Genomic DNA, 20,544 nt, shown 5'->3' on the forward strand with positions numbered 1-20,544 from the left:
TGTGCGCCGGCCGATTAATGGCTGGCAGCGGATTGAAATAACATTTCTTTGGCGTGGGCCAGCGTGTTGGCGGTGATGTTGACGCCGCCCAGCATTCTGGCGATTTCCTGAACGCGTTCCTCGTCATTCAGTACTCTGACATTGGACGATGTGATATCGGCCTTGTTGTTTTTCTCAACATAGAGATGCGTGTGCGCTTGCGATGCGACCTGCGGCAAATGCGTCACGCACATGACCTGGCGGTTCTGGCTCAGGCTGCGCAGTTTTTGCCCGACAATCTCTGCGATGCCGCCGCCGATGCCGGTATCGACTTCGTCGAAAATCATGGTCGGCGTGGTTTTATCGCTGCTGGTCGTGACCTGGATAGCCAGACTGATGCGCGATAATTCGCCGCCCGAGGCGACTTTGGCTAGTGGCTTGGCCGGCAGGCCCGGGTTGGCGCTGACCAGGAATTCGATCTTGTCCCGGCCGTTCAGCTTGGGCGCCTCCAGGTCCAGCGCTGTGACATTGACCAGAAACTCACCTTGCGGCATGCCCAGTTCCTTTATCATGGCTGAAATCTGTCGCGCCAGATTTTTGCTGGCCTGTTTGCGCTGCTGCGACAATTGCGCTGCTAGTTGATCGTATTGCTCGAGCAATTTTGCCGTGCTGATCTTTAATGCTTCGATTCGCTCGCTGCTATGAGTCAGTCCGTCCAGTTCCTGCTCGAGGTTTTCTGCCAGTTCCGGCAGTTCGTCCGGCTTGACATGATGCTTGCGGCTCAGGTTCTGAATGACAGCGATCTGGTTTTCCAGTATGTCCATGCGCTGCGGATCGGCTTCCTGGGATTCAAGGAAACGGCGTAATTGCTGTGCCGCTTCTTCGGCCTGAATCTGCGCTTCCGACAACAGCGAACAGATTTCGTTTAATTCCGGTGCAAAGCGGGCGATATGCGTGATTTCATTCAGGCTATGGCCCAGCATCTGGCTGACTGATTGCTCGTCGTTTTCATAGAGAATATCAACCTGGCTTTGGCCCACCGCTAAAATCTGGCCCAGATTGGCCAGTTTGCTGTGTTCTTCCGACAAGGCCGCGTAATTGAAGTTTTGCAGATCAAGTTGTTGCAGTTCTTCAATCTGGTAGCGCAATAATTCTTCGCGTTCGGTTTTGTCCTTGCCGGCTTTGATCAGTGTTTCCAGTTCCTTGTTGGCTTGCTGCCATTGCCGGTAACAGGCGTTGACTTGATCCAGAAGCGGTTGGTCTTTTGCGTAGGCATCCAACAGGCGGCGTTGTTCGTCGCTGTTGAGCAGGGTTAAATGCGCATGCTGGCCGTGAATTTCTACCAGTTTCTCGCTGAGCGTCTGTAACGTCTGTAGTGTGATCGGCCGGTTATTAATATAGGCTTTGGAGCGCCCGTCCTGATTGACTATGCGCCGAATCAGGCAGTGATGGTCGTCATCGAGATCGTTTTCTTTCAGCCAGCGCTGGGCCTCCGGCGCATCGGCCAGATCAAACTCCAGGTTGATTTCGGCGCGTTTGGCTTCGGGGCGCACATAGCCTGAGTCGGCCCGGTCGCCCAGGGCAAGCCCTAATGCGGTCAATAAAATGGATTTGCCGGCTCCTGTCTCGCCGGTAAGCACGGACATACCTTTTTCAAGGTCCAGGTCCAGCGATTTGACAACCGCAAGGTCGATGATATTAAGGTTCAATAGCATAAGGATTAAGTATGATAACCACTGCTCCAGTTTAATTTGCCCCGCAGTATCTGAAAGAAGTCATGGTCTTCGGGGTGCAGAATTCTAATCGGTTTCGGATCTTTTTTGATCAAAATTTTATCGCTGATCAGCACGGCCGGAATTTCAATTTGATCGCAGGTAACCAGTGCGTTGATTTGCTTGGTCTGGCAGAAGCTGATTTCGATTTCAGCGGAATCATCGATGACGATCGGGCGATTGGTCAGGGTATGGGGGTTGAGCGGCACCAATACCAGCGCATTTAACGACGGATGCAGAATCGGGCCCCCTGCGGACAGGGAGTAGGCGGTCGAACCGGTGGGCGTGGAAACAATCAAGCCGTCGGAGCGTTGAGAATTGAGAAAGACGCCGTCAATCTTGGTAACGATTTCAATCATGCTGGGCGTCACCCAGCGATGAATCACCACTTCATTGACGGCTGTTTCTTCGTGAATGACTTGTTCGTCACGGACGATTTTGGTCCGCAATAAGCAGCGTTTTTCTTCAATATAGTGGCCCTGGAGCATGCGGTGTAATCTGTCCGGCAGTTCGTTGGGCGATATGTCGACCAGAAAACCGAGACGCCCCAGATTGATGCCAATCAAAGGAATATCATATTCGGCAATGGCCCGTGCGGCGGTCAAAAAAGTACCATCGCCGCCAACCGCGATAACCAGATCGCAATATTGGCCTAGTTTGTCCATAGGGCGGGATTCGGGCTGGTTATGAATAAACCGGGCGCTGTCCTTGGCAACCAGGACAGTGAATTGCCGGCTTTTTAAAAAATCATAAAGAATTGACAGGGGCTCAGCAATGCTGGGGTCACTGGGTTTGCCTATGAGGCCAATGGTTTTGAAAGGGCTCTGCATTGCCGGATACAAGTCAAAATGAATTGGATTATACAAAAACCTCAGTAAACCAACCAGTTTTACTGGCAGAAGATGTTTGGGGTTCTCATGAGGGATGGCGAAAGACCTTCTTTTAATAGACAGTTTTAAGAAAAAGGGTTTTATTGACAACAAACCGTTGAGCTGATATTTTGCGGCGCTGGCACTCGCTTGGGTGGAGTGCTAATTATGATCTTTTAGAGGTTGATGTGAGTACTGGTCAAGTTTTAAACGAAAGGTCGCTGCAATTGCTGAAAACGCTGGTTGAGCGTTATATCAGTGACGGTCAGCCGGTGGGCTCAAGGGTTTTATCAAAAGACTCGGGCTTAAACTTGAGTCCGGCAACCATCCGCAACGTTATGGCCGATCTTGAAGAGTTGGGGCTGGTGCATTCGCCGCATACCTCGGCTGGACGCGTGCCCACAGTCAGCGGTTATCGCTTGTTCGTAGACAGCCTGTTGACAGTCAAGCCCTTGAAATCGGAAGAATTGGCTCGATTGCAGCAGGGTTTATCAGTCACTGATAATAATGGTGATGTTATCGGCGTCGCCTCTCGTCTGCTGTCGGAATTGACCCGTATGGCCGGGGTCGTGACTTTGCCTAGGCGGGAAATGCTCTGCCTTAGGCATATTGAATTTTTGCCTTTATCCAATACGCGTGTATTGGTGATTTTTGTTACCAATGAGCAGGAAGTCCATAACAAAATCATTCATACTGCGAAGGCGTTTAGCGCTGCTGAATTGCAGCAGGCGGCCAATTATTTGAATTCAATTTATTGCGGCCGCAGTCTGGTTTCAGTGCGGCAAGCGGTTTTTGAAGAGTTGAAGGAAGATCAGGCGCGCATGAATCAGGGCATGCTTGATGCGATCAAAATGGCGCAGCTGACTTTCGAACAGGACAGTGAAAAAGAAGATTACGTGCTAACCGGCGAAACCAATTTAATGGGTTTCTCAGAGTTGGCGGATATGGACCGGCTGAAAAAATTATTTGAAGCATTCAGTCAAAAACAGGATGTGATTCATTTGCTGGATCAATGTATGAATGCAGAAGGCGTGCAGATTTTTATCGGCGAAGAATCCGGCTATCAGGCATTCGATCACTGCAGCCTGGTTACATCATCTTATTCGATTAGTGATGAGGTGGTGGGTGTGCTGGGCGTCATCGGGCCGACACGCATGGCTTATGAGAAAGTTATCCCCTATGTCGATATTACGGCAAAATTATTAGGCGCCGCCTTGAATCCAAAATCATCGTCCCCATCATAACTGGCATCTGTTTTTCTTTCGTGCGATTAGGCGCGATAACCCATTTTTATATTTTGAGGAGCTATAGCGAATGAGTAATGATCAGGAAGTGCCTGAATCTCAGGTTGAAACCGAGGCTAAAAATGAAGAGCCAGTTGGTGAAGTTGTCAGCGAAGAGCAGTTGTTGCAAGAGCCAACTCTTGAAGAACTGAATCAGCAATTGGCGCAGGCCGAGCAGAAAGCCCAGGAAAACTGGGATAAGGCAGTTCGTGCCCAAGCGGAGATGGAAAACCTGAAGAGAAGGACGCAGAAAGATCTGGAGAGCGCGCATAAATTTGCGTTGGAAGGGTTTGCCAAAGAGTTGCTGCCGGTATTGGACAGTCTGACATTAGGATTACAGGCAGCGACTGGCGATAGCCCTGAAGTGGAGAAGTTTCGCGTTGGCAGCGAATTGACGATCAAACAATTCGAATCGGTGTTCGCCAAATTTAACATTGAAACGATTGATCCGGTCGGCCAGCCTTTTAATCCCGAGCACCATCAAGCTATGGCCATGCAGGTCGTAGAGGGCGTCGAGCCTAATACCGTGGTCAATGTTTTTCAAAAAGGCTATTTACTGAACGGACGTTTGTTGCGCCCTGCCATGGTCGTGGTTGCCAAAGCCTCCGAAAAACCGGCAGAAGATACACCAAGCAATAATAAACAGGCTTGAAGAAGATAAAACAATCCCCATATTAAGAACAACTTTTAACATTTACATATTCAAGTCTGGAGACTTCAATGGCTAAAATAATTGGAATTGACTTAGGAACTACAAACTCTTGCGTTGCGGTTTTAGAAAACGGCGTAGCGAGAGTGATCGAGAACAGCGAAGGCGCTCGCACGACACCGTCAATCATCGCTTTTACCAGTGATGACGAAGTATTGGTAGGTCAATCGGCTAAACGTCAGGCCGTAACCAATCCTAAAAATACGCTGTTTGCCATCAAGCGTCTGATCGGTCGCCGTTTCAAAGATGATGTCGTGCAAAAAGACATCAAAATGGTGCCTTATAAAATTGTCGAAGCTGAAAACGGCGATGCCTGGGTTGAGGTGCACGGCAAGAAAATGGCGGCGCCTGAAGTTTCAGCACGTGTTTTGATGAAACTGAAAAAAGACGCCGAGGCTTATCTGGGCGAAGAAGTCACCGAAGCCGTTATCACGGTGCCTGCTTACTTTAACGATTCACAACGTCAGGCGACTAAAGATGCCGGCCGTATTGCCGGGCTGGATGTAAAGCGTATCATCAACGAGCCGACTGCCTCGGCACTGGCTTTCGGTATGGACAAGCCTAAAGGCGATACCAAAATTGCCGTATATGACCTCGGTGGCGGTACATTCGATATTTCCATCATCGAAATTGCCGAGATAGAAGGCGAGCATCAGTTTGAGGTATTGTCGACTAACGGTGACACTTTCCTCGGCGGCGAAGATTTCGACTTGAGAGTCATTGAATATCTGGCGTCAGAATTCAAGAAAGAAAGCGGCGTTGACCTGCATAATGATCCTTTGGCGCTACAACGTTTGAAAGAAGCGGCGGAAAAAGCCAAGATCGAGCTGTCTTCAGCCCAGCAAACCGATGTTAACCTGCCTTACATCACTGCTGATGCAACAGGTCCTAAACATTTAAACGTTAAACTGACCCGCGCAAAACTGGAATCGCTGGTTGAAGAGTTGATCAATCGCACGAAAGGTCCTTGCGAAATAGCGCTTAAAGACGCCGGCTTGTCTGCATCTGAAATTGATGACGTGATCCTAGTGGGCGGTCAAACCCGTATGCCGAAAGTACAGGAAATGGTAAAAAACATTTTCGGTAAAGAGCCGCGCAAAGACGTTAACCCGGATGAAGCGGTGGCCTTGGGGGCGGCGATTCAGGCCGGTGTTCTGGGGGGCGAAGTCAAAGACGTGCTGTTGCTGGACGTTATTCCGTTGTCTTTGGGTATCGAAACCATGGGCGGCGTCATGACCAAGCTGATCGAGAAAAACACCACGATTCCAACCAATGCTTCACAGGTTTTTTCTACGGCCGATGACAACCAGACTGCGGTAACGGTTCATGTGTTGCAGGGTGAGCGTGAGATGGCATCTGCCAATAAATCATTGGGACGTTTTGATCTGTCTGACATTCCGCCTGCTCCACGCGGCATTCCGCAGATCGAGGTGGCATTCGATATCGATGCCAACGGCATTCTGAATGTATCGGCCAAAGATAAGGCAACCGGTAAAAAACAATCTATTGTCATTAAAGCGTCCAGCGGTTTATCAGATGAAGAAGTTCAACGCATGATCAAAGATGCTGAGGCTCATGCTGATGAAGACCGCAAACTGGCGGAACTGGTGGCGGCGCGCAATCATGCCGATGGTATGATCCATGCTACGGAGAAGTCGCTGAAAGAGCTGGGTGATCAGGTCGGTGCCGATGAAAGAAGCGCGATCGAGAATGCGGTCAATGCGCTGAAAGACGCCGTTAAAGGCGATGACAAAGCTGAGATCGAAGCGAAAACCAATGCCTTGACAGAATTGTCTGGCAAACTGGCTGAGCGCGTTTATGCTCAGAAAGCCGGCGCTGCAGGCGGCGAGTCTGCTGGCGCGGGCGCTTCTGAGCATGCCGCTGATGAAGGCGTTGTTGATGCCGAGTTTGAAGAAGTCAAGGACGACAAAAAGTAATTAAAACATAGTTCATGCCGCGCCTTTAACGGCGCGGTTCCTGATAACTTTATGGCAATGCTTGCACTCCTGAGTAAGTCCTCGGGAATGGATTTAAGCGAAGCAAGACGAAACTAACGATTGGAACATGGCAAAAGAAGACTTTTATAAGCTTCTCGGTGTAGAAAGAAACGCCAGTGATGCAGAGATTAAGAAAAGCTATCGCCGCTTGGCGATGAAGTATCATCCTGATAGAAACAAAGACAATCAGGCTGAGGCTGAAGCGAAATTCAAGCAGATTAAGGAAGCTTACGAAGTTTTATCGGATCCTAAAAAACGCTCCGCTTATGATCAATTCGGTCATGCCGGCGTTGATCCATCCATGGGCGGTGGGCGCGGTGGTTTTGGCGCCGAAAGCTTCAGCGATATTTTCGGTGATGTGTTTGGCGATATTTTTGGCGGTGGTGGAAGGGCGCGCAGTTCTGTGCAGCGCGGTGCGGACCTGCGTTATAACCTCGAATTGACGCTGGAAGAAGCTGTCGCCGGAACCGAAGCTAAAATTCGGGTGCCGGTACTGGTGGTTTGCAGTGAATGTAGCGGTTCGGGCGCCAAGAAGGGTTCCAGTCCGGTTATCTGCTCGACCTGTCATGGTCATGGGCAGGTCAGAATGCAGCAGGGCTTCTTCTCCGTTCAACAGACCTGTCCGACTTGCCGCGGTACAGGCAAGCAAATTAAGGATCCTTGCGGCAAATGTTATGGCCAGGGGCGGGTTCAGGAAACCAAAACCTTGTCCGTCAAGGTGCCTGCTGGGGTCGATACCGGCGATCGTATTCGTTTGGCTGGAGAAGGCGAGGCCGGAGAGCGCGGCGGGCCGGCCGGTGATCTGTATGTGCAGGTTCAGGTGAAAGAACATGAGATTTTCACACGGGATGGCGCCAATCTTTACTGCGAAGTGCCGATCAGCTTTCCTACGGCCTGTCTGGGGGGCGAGATAGAGGTGCCGACGCTCGATGGCAAAGTGATGCTCAAAATTCCTGCCGAAACGCAAACCGGAAAATTATTCAGATTGCGTGGCAAAGGCGTCAAGCCGGTACGCGGCGGCGCTATCGGCGATTTATTGTGCCGGGTGCAGATTGAAACCCCGGTTCATCTGACCAAAGAGCAGAAAGAGCTGATTCAACAGTTGGGTGATTCCCTGTCAGGTGGTGGCAAGCATCATAGTCCTCAGGAACACTCATGGACCGACGGTGTAAAAAGCTTTTTTGATAAATTGACAGGATAAGCACCATGATTCGTATTGCTATAGTAGGCGCAACAGGACGGATGGGGCTTTGTCTGATCAAGGCGGCGGCATTGGCCGACAAGGCTGAACTTTCTGCGGCAGTCTCTCGGCCTGAGAGTCTTGCAGTGGGAAAGGATGCCGGCGAATTGGCGGGTATTAGCGCTGTCGGCGTTAAAGTCGTCGATAATCTGGCGTCTGTTGTTGACCAGTTTGACGTGCTGATCGATTTTACTCGTCCAGATGCTTCCATGGAATATATCGATATTTGCCGCCAGGCCGGCAAAAAAATCGTAATCGGAACGACCGGGTACAGTGATGTGCAAAAAGTCCGGATTGCAGAGGCTGCCAAAGAAGTGGCGATAGTGCTGGCGCCCAATATGAGCGTCGGTGTCAATCTGTCGCTCAAATTGTTGGAGATGGCCGCCAAGGTCATGGGTGATTATACCGATATTGAAGTCATTGAGGCCCATCATCGGCATAAGATCGATGCGCCGTCAGGCACTGCCTTGCGCATGGGCGAGGTAGTTGCGGCTGCGCTAGGCCGGGATTTGAAAGACTGTGCGATTTATGGCCGTGAAGGCAATACCGGCGAGCGGGACCGAAAAACCATCGGCTTTTCGACTATCCGTGCCGGCGATATCGTTGGAGAGCATACGGTTATGTTTGCCGACGAAGGCGAACGCGTGGAAATCACGCACAAAGCCACAAGCCGCATGACTTTTGCCAATGGTGCAGTCAGGGCGGCAGTTTGGTTGAAAGATAAACAAACCGGTCTTTATGACATGCAGGATGTCTTAGGTCTGAAAAATTGTTAATGACCAAAACGCTATAATCTCGTAAAATAAGCAGAATTTTGTTTTTTATAACGGGGTGAGTCCTTACGGGTTCATCCCGTTTTGCACATTTGAGGTGACGTGTTTGAGTAAGCCTGCGTTGTTAGTGTTGGAAGACGGAACAGTATTCAATGGCGTATCCATAGGCGCCGATGGTTGTTCCGTGGGAGAAGTCGTATTTAATACCTCTATGACCGGATATCAGGAAATCCTCAGTGATCCGTCTTATGCCCGGCAAATTGTTACATTAACATACCCGCATGTCGGTAATGTCGGCACAACGGACGAAGATGACGAGGCTACCGGCGTTTTTGCCAGCGGGTTAGTCATCAGAGATCTGCCATTGCTGGCCAGTAACTGGCGCTGTGAAAAAACTCTGCAGCAATATCTGATCGACAATAACGTCGTCGCTATCGCCGATGTCGATACGCGCAAATTAACGCGCCTGTTGCGTGATAAAGGCGCGCAACGCGGCTGCATTATGGCCGGGGAATCAGTGGATGTAGAGGAAGCTAGAGCGGCAATCGATACTTTCCCGGGACTGCAAGGCATGGACTTGGCGAAAGACGTTACCGTCGCCGAGCCTTATGAGTGGATTGAAAATGTCTGGCATCTGCGAGACGGCCACACTAAAGCTGAAAACCTGACCCGGCATGTTGTCGCTTATGACTTCGGTGTTAAGCGCAATATCCTGAGATTATTGGCAAATCGGGGCTGCCGCATTACAGTCGTGTCTGCAACCACGCCCGCGGAAACCGTGCTGGCGATGAATCCCGATGGCGTATTTTTATCCAACGGCCCTGGCGATCCGGAGCCATGCACTTACGCCATAGAAGCGATCAAAGTATTTTTAGCCAGGAAAATCCCGGTATTCGGCATTTGCCTCGGGCATCAGTTATTGGCTTTAGCCAGCGGGGCTAAAACCGAAAAAATGAAATTCGGCCATCACGGCGGCAACCACCCTGTACAGGAAAAATCTACAGGCCGCGTGATGATCAGCAGCCAGAATCATGGCTTCGCGGTTAATGAAGCATCGCTTCCCGCTAACTTGATCGCAACCTATCATTCTTTATTTGACGGCAGTTTGCAGGGCATCAAGCGGACCGATTGCCCCGCCATGAGCTTTCAGGGACATCCTGAAGCAAGTCCAGGTCCTCATGATGTGCAATCATTGTTTGATGATTTCATCAAGATGATGGATCAGGTCAGCAAGTAACAAGCCAGTCAATAATCAGCAAAGCAAAACAACGAAATGCCAAAAAGAACCGACATAAAATCGATTTTATTACTGGGCGCAGGCCCGATTGTTATTGGTCAAGCCTGTGAGTTTGATTATTCGGGTACGCAAGCTTGTAAAGCGTTGCGGGAAGAAGGCTATCGCGTCATTCTTGTCAACTCGAACCCGGCTACCATCATGACTGATCCGGATATGGCCGATGCCATCTACATCGAGCCTATCGATTGGCAAACCGTAGAAAAAATTATTGAAAAAGAACGTCCCGATGCCATCCTGCCGACCATGGGCGGCCAGACGGCATTGAACTGCGCGCTGGCGCTGGATGCGCATGGCGTGCTGGAAAAATACGGCGTCGAGATGATTGGTGCTACCAAAGAAGCGATCAACAAAGCCGAAGACCGTGAACTGTTCAATCAGGCCATGCGAAAAATCGGCTTCGAAGTGGCGCGCTCAAAGACTGCGCATTCAATGGAGGAGGCGCTGGCGGCTCAGCAGGAAGTCGGTTATCCCACCATTATCCGTCCGTCTTTTACCATGGGCGGCAGCGGCGGCGGCATTGCCTATAACAAGGAAGAGTTTATTGAAATTTGTGAACGCGGCCTGGATTTGTCTCCGACCAATGAGTTGCTGATTGAAGAGTCGGTACTGGGCTGGAAAGAGTATGAAATGGAAGTTGTGCGCGATTCGAAAGACAACTGCATCATCGTCTGCTCAATCGAAAACTTCGACCCGATGGGCGTGCACACTGGCGATTCAATCACTGTAGCGCCGGCGCAGACCTTGACTGATAAGGAATATCAGATTTTACGCAATGTCGCGGTATCAGTATTGCGCGAAATCGGCGTCGATACCGGCGGCTCAAACGTACAGGTGGCGATCAATCCTGAAGACGGGCGCATGGTCGTGATCGAAATGAATCCACGTGTTTCTCGTTCGTCTGCATTGGCTTCGAAAGCTACTGGTTTTCCAATTGCCAAAGTCGCGGCCAAACTGGCGATTGGCTATACATTGGATGAGTTGCAGAATGAGATTACAGGGGGTGCAACTCCGGCCTCGTTTGAACCGACGATCGATTATGTCGTCACCAAAGTGCCGCGCTTCACTTTCGAGAAATTTCCGCAAGCCGACGATCGCCTGACTACGCAGATGAAGTCGGTAGGCGAGGTCATGGCGATAGGCCGGACTTTTCAGGAGTCGCTGCAAAAAGCCTTGCGCGGTTTGGAAATCGGCATCTGTGGCCTCGATGAAGTTGTCGACTTGAGCGCCGAAGATGCACGCGAAAAAATGCAGCGTGAAATGCGCCATCCAGGGCCAGATCGTTTGCTTTATGTCGCTGATGCCTTCCGTAGCGGCATGACTCTGGATGAAGTGCATGAGGCATCCAAAATCGATCCATGGTTTTTGGCGCAAATTGAAGATCTGGTGCAGACCGAAAAATCATTGTCGACCAAAACCTTGTCGACGTTGAAAGAGGGTGAGCTTTACAGGTTAAAGCGTAAAGGCTTCTCTGATCAAAGATTGGCCAAGCTGCTTGATACGACCGAATCGGAAGTACGCAACGTCAGGCATAAACAGAATATCCGCCCGGTCTACAAACGCATCGATTCCTGCGCGGCTGAATTCTCCTCGGATACGGCTTATTTGTATTCGACTTATGAAGAAGAATGCGAAGCACGCGTTTCCGACAAGGAAAAAATCATTATTCTTGGCGGCGGGCCTAACCGTATCGGACAAGGCATCGAGTTCGACTATTGCTGCGTGCATGCGGCATTGGCGCTGCGTGAAGACGGTTATGAAACGATCATGGTCAACTGCAACCCTGAGACGGTTTCTACCGATTTTGATACGTCCGACCGGTTGTATTTTGAATCGTTAACCCTGGAAGACGTGCTTGAAATCGTCAATATTGAAAAACCCAAGGGTGTAATTGTTCAATACGGCGGACAGACGCCTCTGAAGCTGGCGCGCGCGCTGGAAGCGGCGGGCGTACCGATTATTGGCACATCGCCTGATTCAATTGATTTGGCCGAAGACCGTGAGCGGTTTCAGAAGTTGTTGGAAAGATTGGACTTGAGACAGCCGCCCAATGCCACAGCGCGTTCTGTCGAGCAAGCGCTTAATGCGGCAAAAGAGCTGGGCTATCCTTTGGTTGTGAGGCCTTCCTATGTATTGGGCGGGCGCGCCATGGAAATCGTTTTCAATGAAGAAGGCCTGCAGCGCTATATGAAGGAAGCGGTTACAGTGTCTAATGACTCGCCGGTTTTGCTCGACCGATTCCTTGATGATGCGGTCGAAATGGATGTCGATGCCATCTATGACGGCGAGCGCGTATTGATCGGCGGTTTGATGGAACATATCGAACAGGCCGGTATCCATTCAGGCGATTCAGCATGTTCATTGCCGCCATACGACCTGGCTCCCGAGATTCAGGACAAATTGCGCGAACAGGTCGCCAAAATGGCAGAGGCTCTGGGAGTAAGAGGCTTGATGAACACGCAGTTTGCGATTCAGGGCGAGGATATCTATGTGCTGGAAGTGAATCCAAGGGCATCGCGTACGGCGCCGTTTGTATCCAAAGCCACAGGTTATCCGCTGGCCAAAATTGCGGCGCGCTGCATGGTAGGGCAATCGTTGGCGCAACAAGGCATTACTGAAGAGCGTATTCCTTCCTATTATTCGGTCAAGGAAGCTGTGTTCCCGTTCGTTAAGTTCCCAGGTGTAGACCCTTTATTGGGACCTGAAATGAAGTCAACAGGTGAGGTGATGGGAGTTGGAAAGACGTTCGGTGAAGCGTTCGCCAAATCTCAACGAGCGGCTGGCGTTAACTTGAATCATAGCGGCAAGGTGCTGATCAGTATTCGCGATGCTGATAAACCTAAACTGCCTGATATTGCAAGAATGCTGGTGGAGAAAAAATATGAGATTGTCGCAACCGGCGGCACGGCTAAGTTTCTTAAGGAAGCTGGCATTCCTTGTGAAGTTGTATTTAAGGTCAATGAAGGTCGACCTAATACAGTCGATATGATAAAAAATGATCAGGTTCAGTTGATTATTAATACAACGGAAGGTAAAAAGGCTATTTCCGATTCATTTACCATGCGCAGAGAAGCATTGCAGCATCGCGTAACCTATTACACGACTATGGCTGGCGCTAGAGCAGCCTGTTACGCGCTTGGCGAACTGGATGCCGGTAATGTGAATAGTCTTCAGGATCTGCATAAAAGCCTGACTTAATTAATGATCGATCTGCCTTAGGCAGGTTTTGAATTCCCAGGTTAAGGGATGGATGAATAATATTTTTGGAGTTGTAACAGAATGAATAAAGTACCGCTTACCGTGAAGGGTGCAGAAAAATTGCGTGAGGAATTGGACGAATTGAAATCAGTAGTTCGTCCGCGCATTATTGCGTCTATAGCCTCTGCGCGTGAGCACGGCGATTTAAAGGAAAATGCGGAATATCATGCTGCGCGTGAGCAACAAAGTTTCGCAGAAGGACGTATTGCCGAAATTGAGGCTAAATTATCCAATGCCCAAATTATTGATGTCACTAAACTGGATGCGAATGGAAAGGTGGTTTTCGGTGCGACAGTTGAAATAGAAGATATAGAATCGGAAAAGAAAGTGACGTATCAAATTGTCGGTGAAGATGAAGCCAACATTAAGGATGGTCGCATCTCAATCGGATCGCCTATCGCGCGGGCGCTAATTGGTAAAGAAGCTGGAGATATTGTTACGGTTAAGGCGCCGGGCGGCAATGTCGAATACGAAATCCTTTCGGTCAAGTATATTTAATTGAGCCTCAAGGCTAAAAATATAAGCCATGGCGCTTCCTATTTTTAGCCTTGGTTTGAGTTATTTGTCGGGGTTTACTCTGTAAATGACAGCAATCTGGCCAATAGTTTGAATGAGCGCCGCTCCTGTATCCATGCAGATTTTATCGCTAATTTGCTTGCGATCTTCCCGTTCGGCACGTATTCTTACCTTTATAAGCTCGTGGCTGTCGAGCGCTAGCTCTATTTCTGCCATCACTGCTGCCGTCAGCCCGGATTGGCCGATCATGATTACGGGTTTTAAGCTATGAGCCTGCGCTCGGAGTTTTTTCTTATCTGCAGAATTCACTCTTTATTCCTAAATCAAAAACTTAATTTTACACTAAAAATTGGCAATGGGACGAAGTAAAAGTAGCAACCGCTGGATGCAGGAACATTTCAGTGACGAATATGTCAAAATGGCTCAAGTGAAGGGCTATAGATCGCGCGCGGTTTTTAAACTGAATGAGATTCAGGATAAGGATCAAATTATTAAGCCAGGGATGAATATTATCGATTTAGGCGCGGCCCCGGGCGGATGGTCGCAGTTTGCACGAGAGATCATCGGTAAAAAGAATAAGATTATTGCATTGGATATTTTGCCGATGGAGCCGATTGAAGGTGTTGACTTTATACAGGGAGATTTCCGCGAACAAGCTGTTCTGGATGAGTTATATGCCGTTCTCGATGGAGCAGAGGTTAATTTGGTGATGTCGGATATGGCGCCGAATATGAGCGGCAACAAAGCTGTAGACCAGCCGCGCTCCATTTACTTGGGAGAACTGGCTTTGGAAACGGCCAAGGCGGTGCTGGCAAAAGGCGGTACTTTTCTGGTTAAGCTGTTCCATGGCGAAGGCTTTGAGCAGTTTTATCAAGAAGTGCAGAAATCTTTTTCAAGGGTAGTCATTAGAAAACCAAAAGCTTCAAGACCAAGAAGTAATGAAGTATATATTTTGGCCAAAGGGTTTAAATAATCATTTATAGCCCTTAGTATTTAGATAATAAGGAGATTACTAGGTGTGGTGGAAATTTTATTTTCATAGCTGGTGAATTCCAGATAAATAGGCACTGTCAAAAAGATTATTCCTGATATAATTAGTCAGTTTTTTAAACCGTGAGCCGTTCGGCCCTAGGGTGTGCAAATTGAACGATATGATTAAAAATATAATCCTGTGGGGCGTCATTATTGTTGTATTGATGTCCATCTTTAATAATTTTGGTCCGCAGAGCGACCGGGGCGATTCATCGCTATCATATTCGCAGTTCATTGAGTCGGTAAAATCGGGCCAGGTTCAGCAAGTTATGATTGACGATAACGTTATCAAAGGCAAAATGCAGGGAGGTGAGAGGTTTAAAACCTATGCACCGGAAGACCCGCATTTAGTTGATGACTTGTTGGCAAACGGCGTCGAAATCAAAGCTATACCACCCGAACAGCCTTCAATGCTCATGCAGTTGCTGGTGTCCTTTGGGCCGATGCTGTTGCTTATTGCTGTTTGGGTATTTTTCATGCGGCAAATGCAGGGCGGCGCTGGCGGTGGCCGCGGTGCAATGACTTTTGGAAAGAGCAAAGCCCGCATGCTTGAAGAAGATCAGATTAAAGTGACCTTTGCCGATGTGGCCGGCTGCGATGAAGCCAAGGAAGAGGTTGTCGAGATGGTCGACTTCCTGAGAGATCCTGCCAAATATCAGAAATTAGGCGGCAAAATTCCTCGCGGCGCACTGATGATTGGTCCTCCCGGTACAGGTAAAACATTACTTGCCAGAGCCATTGCCGGCGAAGCTAAAGTTCCGTTTTTCACTATTTCCGGCTCGGACTTTGTGGAAATGTTCGTGGGTGTAGGTGCATCGCGCGTACGCGATATGTTTGATCAAGCTAAAAAGCACGCACCTTGCATTATCTTCATTGATGAGATCGATGCGGTTGGTCGTCAACGGGGCGCCGGCCTGGGCGGCGGAAATGATGAGCGCGAGCAAACATTGAACCAATTGCTCGTGGAAATGGATGGTTTTGAGGGTAATGAAGGCATTATCGTAATTGCAGCAACAAACCGTCCCGACGTATTGGATCAGGCTTTGTTGCGTCCGGGCAGGTTTGATCGTCAAATAACGGTGGGTCTGCCTGATGTAAGAGGCCGTGAACAGATTCTTAATGTACATCTAAAGAAAGTGCCTACGGCTGATGATGTTGAAGTTAAATATATAGCCCAGGGTACGCCAGGTTTTTCAGGCGCCGATTTGGCCAACCTGGTTAATGAGGCGGCTTTGTTTGCAGCCAGATCGAATAAACGCCTGGTGAATATGGCGGATCTGGAAAAAGCCAAGGATAAGTTGATCATGGGTGCTGAAAGACGCTCCATGGTTATGGGCGAGAAGGAAAAAAAGATGACGGCCTATCACGAGGCTGGCCATGCTATCGTCGGAAGGCTTGTTCCTGAGCATGACCCTGTTTACAAAGTCAGTATCATGCCGCGGGGACGTGCGTTGGGTGTTACCATGTTCTTGCCGGAAAGGGATCAATACAGCGCCAGCAAACAAAAATTGGATAGCATGATCTCCAGTTTATATGGCGGTCGTATTGCCGAAGAAATGATCTTTGGTTGGGAGCAGGTTAGCACCGGTGCCTCCAATGATATCGAGAGAGCCACTGAGTTAGCCAGAAACATGGTGACTAAATGGGGATTATCTCAACGTTTAGGGCCGTTGGCATACAGTGAAGAGGAAGGTGAAGTTTTTCTGGGACGCTCGGTAACGCAGCATAAGACAGTTGCGGAAGAAACTTCTCATACGATTGATGAAGAGATTCGTTCTTTCATTGATCGGAACTATGAGCGTGCGGAGAAAATTCTTAAGGAAAATATTGACATTCTGCATGCCATGGCGGAAGCGTTAATGAAGTATGAGACTATCGATAAATATCAGATTGACGATTTGATGGCCCGTAAACCGGTCAGAGAGCCTCAAGGTTGGGATGACACGCCTCCTCATGCTGATGTTAAGGCAGATGATTCCAAAGGAGCGACGGAGAAGCCGATTGGCGGCACAGCCGAGCAGATCTAGCAATTCTCTAGCTTGAAAAAAAGGAGAGATTGATATCTCTCCTTTTTTTATGCGTAATTTTTGGCAAGGAATGCGATAAAGTGAACTGAATTCGAGAATAATGCATGTTTTTATCGCATAATAATCTATGAAAGCATTAATGCTTCCATATTTTTCAGGTAGAGGTTTGTAGGATTATGACAAAAAAATATTTTGGGACTGATGGTATCAGAGGCAGAGTAGGGGATGCCCCCATCACGGCAGATTTTTTGCTGAAGCTGGGTTGGGCTACCGGACGTGTTTTTGCAGAGGAAGGGCACGGCTTTGTTTTGGTTGGAAAGGATACTCGTATTTCAGGCTACATGTTTGAATCCGCGTTGGAAGCGGGCTTGACTGCGGCAGGTGTCGATACTCGGCTATTGGGCCCTATGCCTACGCCGGGTATAGCCTACTTAACTCGTACATTGAGAGCGAGTGCAGGCATTGTTATTAGTGCTTCTCACAATCCCTATTACGATAATGGCGTAAAGTTTTTCTCGGTGCAAGGCACAAAATTGCCTGATGAAATAGAGAAAAAAATAGAACATTACATTGACTCGTCGATGACTACGGTAGAGTCCTCAAAATTAGGCAAAGCAAAACGATTGGTCGATGCGGCCGGCCGTTATATTGAGTTTTGCAAGGCAAGTGTTCCTTCTGGGCTTGATTTTAAAGGATTGCGGATTGTAATCGACTGCGCTCATGGGGCAACTTATCATATAGCGCCTCATGTGTTTAGCGAGGTAGGCGCAGAAGTTGTCACGATTGGCGCAGAGCCGGATGGGCTTAATATTAATGATGAATGCGGATCGACCAGGCCGGAGAAGTTAGCTGAGACTGTTCTGGAGTACAGAGCAGATTTAGGCATCGCATTTGATGGCGATGGTGACCGTGTAATAATGGTGGATCATAAAGGTGAAATCGTTGACGGTGATGAACTCATTTATATTATCGCTAAATCAAGACTGAAGTCAGGCCAATTGTCCGGTCCTGTAGTCGGTACATTAATGACAAATCTGGGCATGGAGCACGGTTTGAAAAAACTGGGCATAGATCTGATGAGGGCGAAAGTAGGCGACCGGTACGTCATGGAAATGTTGACAATCAATAATGGCATATTAGGCGGGGAAAATTCTGGTCATATTATTTGCCTGGATAGAACGACAACAGGGGATGGTATCATTGCGGCGCTACAAGTTATGGCGGAGATGCAAAGCAGCGGGAAAAATTTGTACGAATTGAAATCCGGAATGCAAAAATATCCCCAAGTTCTAGTGAATGTCAAAACAAGCAAAAAAGTAGATCCGGATAAGGATGAGTCCATACAAAAAGCAGTGAAGTCCATTGAGAAGAAACTGGGCGATACCGGTCGAGTGTTGTTAAGAGCTTCAGGGACAGAACCCCTGATTCGTGTAATGGTAGAAGGACAAAGCGAAGGCTTGGTAAAAGAGTATGCAAATTACTTGGCCGGTGATGTCAAGAAGGCAATAGGAGCTTGAACTATAAGTAATTAGCATATATTATACGTCGTTTATTTCCTGCTTGAGCGTAGAAATGCTCCAGTCTCTGGTTGTGAGAATTTTAAGAAACAGCAACGGATGAGCGGACTCAATCCCTAAGATCAACAGTTATAACTGGAAAGATAAGGACATTACCGATGCGAAATGCAATTATAAGTATGTTGAGGTAGTGTTAAGCCGGATAGGGAAAAGACTTGCTTGTCATGAGAATATTGATAGCAGCTTAATAGGTGAGGCTTCGCAGGATGCGGGTCCTTTTACAGATTTATCATTCGACTTAGAGTAGTTTAGACTTTTTATGTATCAGGTAATCATTGTTGTTCATGTGTTGTTGGGTATAGGCGTTGTTGGATTAGTTCTAATGCAGCAAGGAAAAGGCGCAGATGCGGGCGCGGCTTTTGGTTCCGGCTCTTCAGGTTCCGTTTTTGGTGCTCAGGGCGCTGCTTCATTCTTGTCTCGGGCAACAGCAATTTTGGCAACTTTGTTTTTTACGACCAGCTTAGGGCTCGCTGTATTAAGTGGTCAACAGGGCAAAACTACTGATCTGATGAGTACTCCTGAAGTAGAGGATACTTCCGGTATTCCTAAAGTGGATGGAGCCACAGATATGAAGAGTGTTCCCGTTATACCTGAGGCCGGATCAGAAAAAGCGCCAGTGGCACCAGCGCCAGCGGCAACGCCTGCTGAAAAGCCAGTTGATCAAACTAAAGATAAAGTGGAAAAATAATTCAAAACAGTGTTTAATATGGCATTCTGATGATTTCTTAGCCGATGTGGTGAAATTGGTAGACACGCCATCTTGAGGGGGTGGTGACGCAAGTCGTGTCGGTTCAAATCCGACCATCGGCACCAATCATGGGTTCAACGAGACCCACCAAAGTTCAAAAACCCGCAAGTTATCTGGCTTAGCGGGTTTTTTATTGTCCAGCAAAATAGGCTGGCTCGGTAAGCCCCAATGTTTTTTATTGTAATTTTTTACAGTTACTCAAGAAGTAATAAAAAAATTACTGCATCACAGATACAAACCAAAGTGGTAGTTCAGTTTATTTAATCACGTTAGCCGGTAAGTAGCCGGGTAATTTTTTGAAATACAGTTCCAGTCTTGTAATAGCCTGCGGTTAATGGTTTTAATTATTGAGTCGCCGGATTTCTTTGCTTTGGCCTTAATCATTAGTAATGAAGCGTCATTTAAAATTGAAATCTGTTTATCGCCAAGGGACTACCTTGTCCAGTTTCACTGATAAAAAGTTTTGTGCCGCTAAAATGCAGTTATAGATCCGGCAACATGAAATTTTAACTTTTTTCAGGCTACTAATGCCCATAGCCGGCGTATTTATTGGTCTCCGGCCAAGACTGCAGAAAAAATATTCAAACTTCAAAGGGCCGGAGCAATATTTTTGCAGACCTGTAAGGGAGAGGAATCAATTGTCTCAAGAGATCCTACGGTCCTACGCGAACTTTAGGAAAAGCACGATTCAGTAGAGCAGAAATTTTAATAGCGAATATTTCCGAATATGTTTTTGATAAAGCGACTCAAAGATACCGCAGGCTGATAGATTACAATGCAACAACTGAGCATTGCGCCCATAATTCATGCAATGTATAGATTTCACCATTTATCAATTATTTTTTGTGTAATGCCGGATAAATGTCTAGCAAAAATCATCTATATTGCAGAGATACGTATTAATTTCATGGTTAGCGGGTTTTTTGAGGAAATGACACGGTGGAAATCCATGCTTTTTCTGCTTTTACAAAAAAATCTGCCTGCTTTCCTTATCCTGAACAGAGGCTAAGGTAACACTCATATGAAAATAAAAATTCTGGTTCTCGCTATTGTGATGCTAGAGATGACGAACATAGCGCATGCTCAAAATGAGCAGCCTCCAGTAGTCGCTCTGATCGATGTTATTTTATACAGGCCATTAGGTCTTGTCGCGACTGTGGTTGGTTCAGCTACTTTTGTGGCTATTAGCCCGCTTACGGCCTTCGCGGCGATTTCTCCACCGCACGATGCATTTGAAAAAACGGCTGATCTGTTAATCATGAAGCCAGCCAAATACACCTTCGACCGGCCTTTGGATGTGTATTACCCGGATAATGACGGAGAATATCGTCGTCACTAAAGTAGACGTCTTCTGCATGATCAAGTTTTAAAGGCTGACGCCACAAATGGTTTCTGAGTTGGTTGAAGCATTACAGGCAGGTATCGCCTTTTATTCATCAAAAATTCATTGGTTGGCGGATATCTCATATC

At 48.0% G+C, this 20,544-nt stretch carries 16 protein-coding genes and 1 tRNA gene; 14 read left to right on the forward strand and 3 right to left on the reverse strand.

What is annotated here, in order from left to right; translation table 11 throughout:
- Window positions 1-14: 14 nt before the first annotated feature.
- A complete protein-coding gene (gene recN, locus IT781_RS12340) occupies window positions 15-1,694 on the reverse strand; it encodes a DNA repair protein RecN (RefSeq protein ID WP_194970466.1) in 1,680 nt (559 codons plus the stop codon).
- A gap of 5 nt (window positions 1,695-1,699) precedes the next feature.
- Entirely contained in the window at window positions 1,700-2,581 is an 882-nt protein-coding gene (locus IT781_RS12345) for an NAD(+) kinase (RefSeq protein ID WP_194970467.1), read from the reverse strand.
- 227 nt (window positions 2,582-2,808) lie between these two features.
- Here IT781_RS12345 and hrcA point away from each other — a divergent pair, with 227 nt between their 5' ends.
- The 8 genes from hrcA (at window position 2,809) to greA (ending at window position 13,672) form a co-directional block, all read left to right on the forward strand.
- Window positions 2,809-3,864 (forward strand): heat-inducible transcriptional repressor HrcA, encoded by a 1,056-nt coding sequence (hrcA, locus tag IT781_RS12350; protein ID WP_194970468.1) that lies wholly within the window; start codon window positions 2,809-2,811, stop codon window positions 3,862-3,864.
- Between the two features lie 70 nt (window positions 3,865-3,934).
- Entirely contained in the window at window positions 3,935-4,555 is a 621-nt protein-coding gene (gene grpE, locus IT781_RS12355) for a nucleotide exchange factor GrpE (RefSeq protein ID WP_194970469.1), read from the forward strand.
- A 68-nt stretch (window positions 4,556-4,623) separates the two neighbouring features.
- A complete protein-coding gene (dnaK, locus tag IT781_RS12360) occupies window positions 4,624-6,549 on the forward strand; it encodes a molecular chaperone DnaK (protein WP_194970470.1) in 1,926 nt (641 codons plus the stop codon).
- 127 nt (window positions 6,550-6,676) lie between these two features.
- Entirely contained in the window at window positions 6,677-7,810 is a 1,134-nt protein-coding gene (gene dnaJ, locus IT781_RS12365) for a molecular chaperone DnaJ (protein WP_194970471.1), read from the forward strand.
- A gap of 5 nt (window positions 7,811-7,815) precedes the next feature.
- The gene (dapB, locus tag IT781_RS12370) at window positions 7,816-8,625 is read left to right on the forward strand and encodes a 4-hydroxy-tetrahydrodipicolinate reductase (protein ID WP_194970472.1); all 810 of its coding nucleotides are present in this window, start codon (window positions 7,816-7,818) and stop codon (window positions 8,623-8,625) included.
- Window positions 8,626-8,728: 103 nt separating this feature from the next.
- Complete coding sequence (gene carA / locus IT781_RS12375) at window positions 8,729-9,859, forward strand: glutamine-hydrolyzing carbamoyl-phosphate synthase small subunit (RefSeq protein ID WP_194970473.1); 1,131 nt, start codon at window positions 8,729-8,731, stop codon at window positions 9,857-9,859.
- 36 nt (window positions 9,860-9,895) lie between these two features.
- A complete protein-coding gene (carB, locus tag IT781_RS12380; protein WP_194970474.1) occupies window positions 9,896-13,114 on the forward strand; it encodes a carbamoyl-phosphate synthase large subunit in 3,219 nt (1,072 codons plus the stop codon).
- Window positions 13,115-13,195: 81 nt separating this feature from the next.
- Entirely contained in the window at window positions 13,196-13,672 is a 477-nt protein-coding gene (greA, locus tag IT781_RS12385) for a transcription elongation factor GreA (protein WP_194970475.1), read from the forward strand.
- A gap of 60 nt (window positions 13,673-13,732) precedes the next feature.
- Here greA and yhbY read toward each other — a convergent pair whose 3' ends face one another.
- Window positions 13,733-13,999 carry a ribosome assembly RNA-binding protein YhbY gene (gene yhbY, locus IT781_RS12390; protein WP_194970476.1) on the reverse strand — a complete coding sequence of 89 codons (267 nt, stop codon included), beginning with the start codon at window positions 13,997-13,999 and terminating at the stop codon, window positions 13,733-13,735.
- Window positions 14,000-14,045: 46 nt separating this feature from the next.
- On the opposite strand from yhbY, the gene rlmE reads away from it, so the two are divergent.
- The 6 genes from rlmE (at window position 14,046) to IT781_RS12420 (ending at window position 20,413) form a co-directional block, all read left to right on the forward strand.
- Complete coding sequence (rlmE, locus tag IT781_RS12395) at window positions 14,046-14,663, forward strand: 23S rRNA (uridine(2552)-2'-O)-methyltransferase RlmE (protein ID WP_194970477.1); 618 nt, start codon at window positions 14,046-14,048, stop codon at window positions 14,661-14,663.
- 178 nt (window positions 14,664-14,841) lie between these two features.
- Window positions 14,842-16,749 (forward strand): ATP-dependent zinc metalloprotease FtsH, encoded by a 1,908-nt coding sequence (gene ftsH, locus IT781_RS12400; protein WP_194970493.1) that lies wholly within the window; start codon window positions 14,842-14,844, stop codon window positions 16,747-16,749.
- A gap of 176 nt (window positions 16,750-16,925) precedes the next feature.
- On the forward strand, window positions 16,926-18,266 hold the full coding sequence (gene glmM / locus IT781_RS12405; RefSeq protein WP_194970478.1) for a phosphoglucosamine mutase: 1,341 nt from the start codon (window positions 16,926-16,928) through the stop codon (window positions 18,264-18,266).
- Between the two features lie 319 nt (window positions 18,267-18,585).
- On the forward strand, window positions 18,586-19,014 hold the full coding sequence (secG, locus tag IT781_RS12410; RefSeq protein WP_194970479.1) for a preprotein translocase subunit SecG: 429 nt from the start codon (window positions 18,586-18,588) through the stop codon (window positions 19,012-19,014).
- A 40-nt stretch (window positions 19,015-19,054) separates the two neighbouring features.
- A tRNA-Leu gene (locus tag IT781_RS12415) sits at window positions 19,055-19,139 on the forward strand.
- A gap of 956 nt (window positions 19,140-20,095) precedes the next feature.
- Entirely contained in the window at window positions 20,096-20,413 is a 318-nt protein-coding gene (locus tag IT781_RS12420; RefSeq protein ID WP_194970480.1) for a hypothetical protein, read from the forward strand.
- The last annotated feature ends 131 nt before the right edge of the window (window positions 20,414-20,544 follow it).

It is taken from the genome of Methylobacter sp. BlB1, assembly GCF_015476545.1.
In the GTDB taxonomy this organism is placed as follows: domain Bacteria; phylum Pseudomonadota; class Gammaproteobacteria; order Methylococcales; family Methylomonadaceae; genus Methylobacter.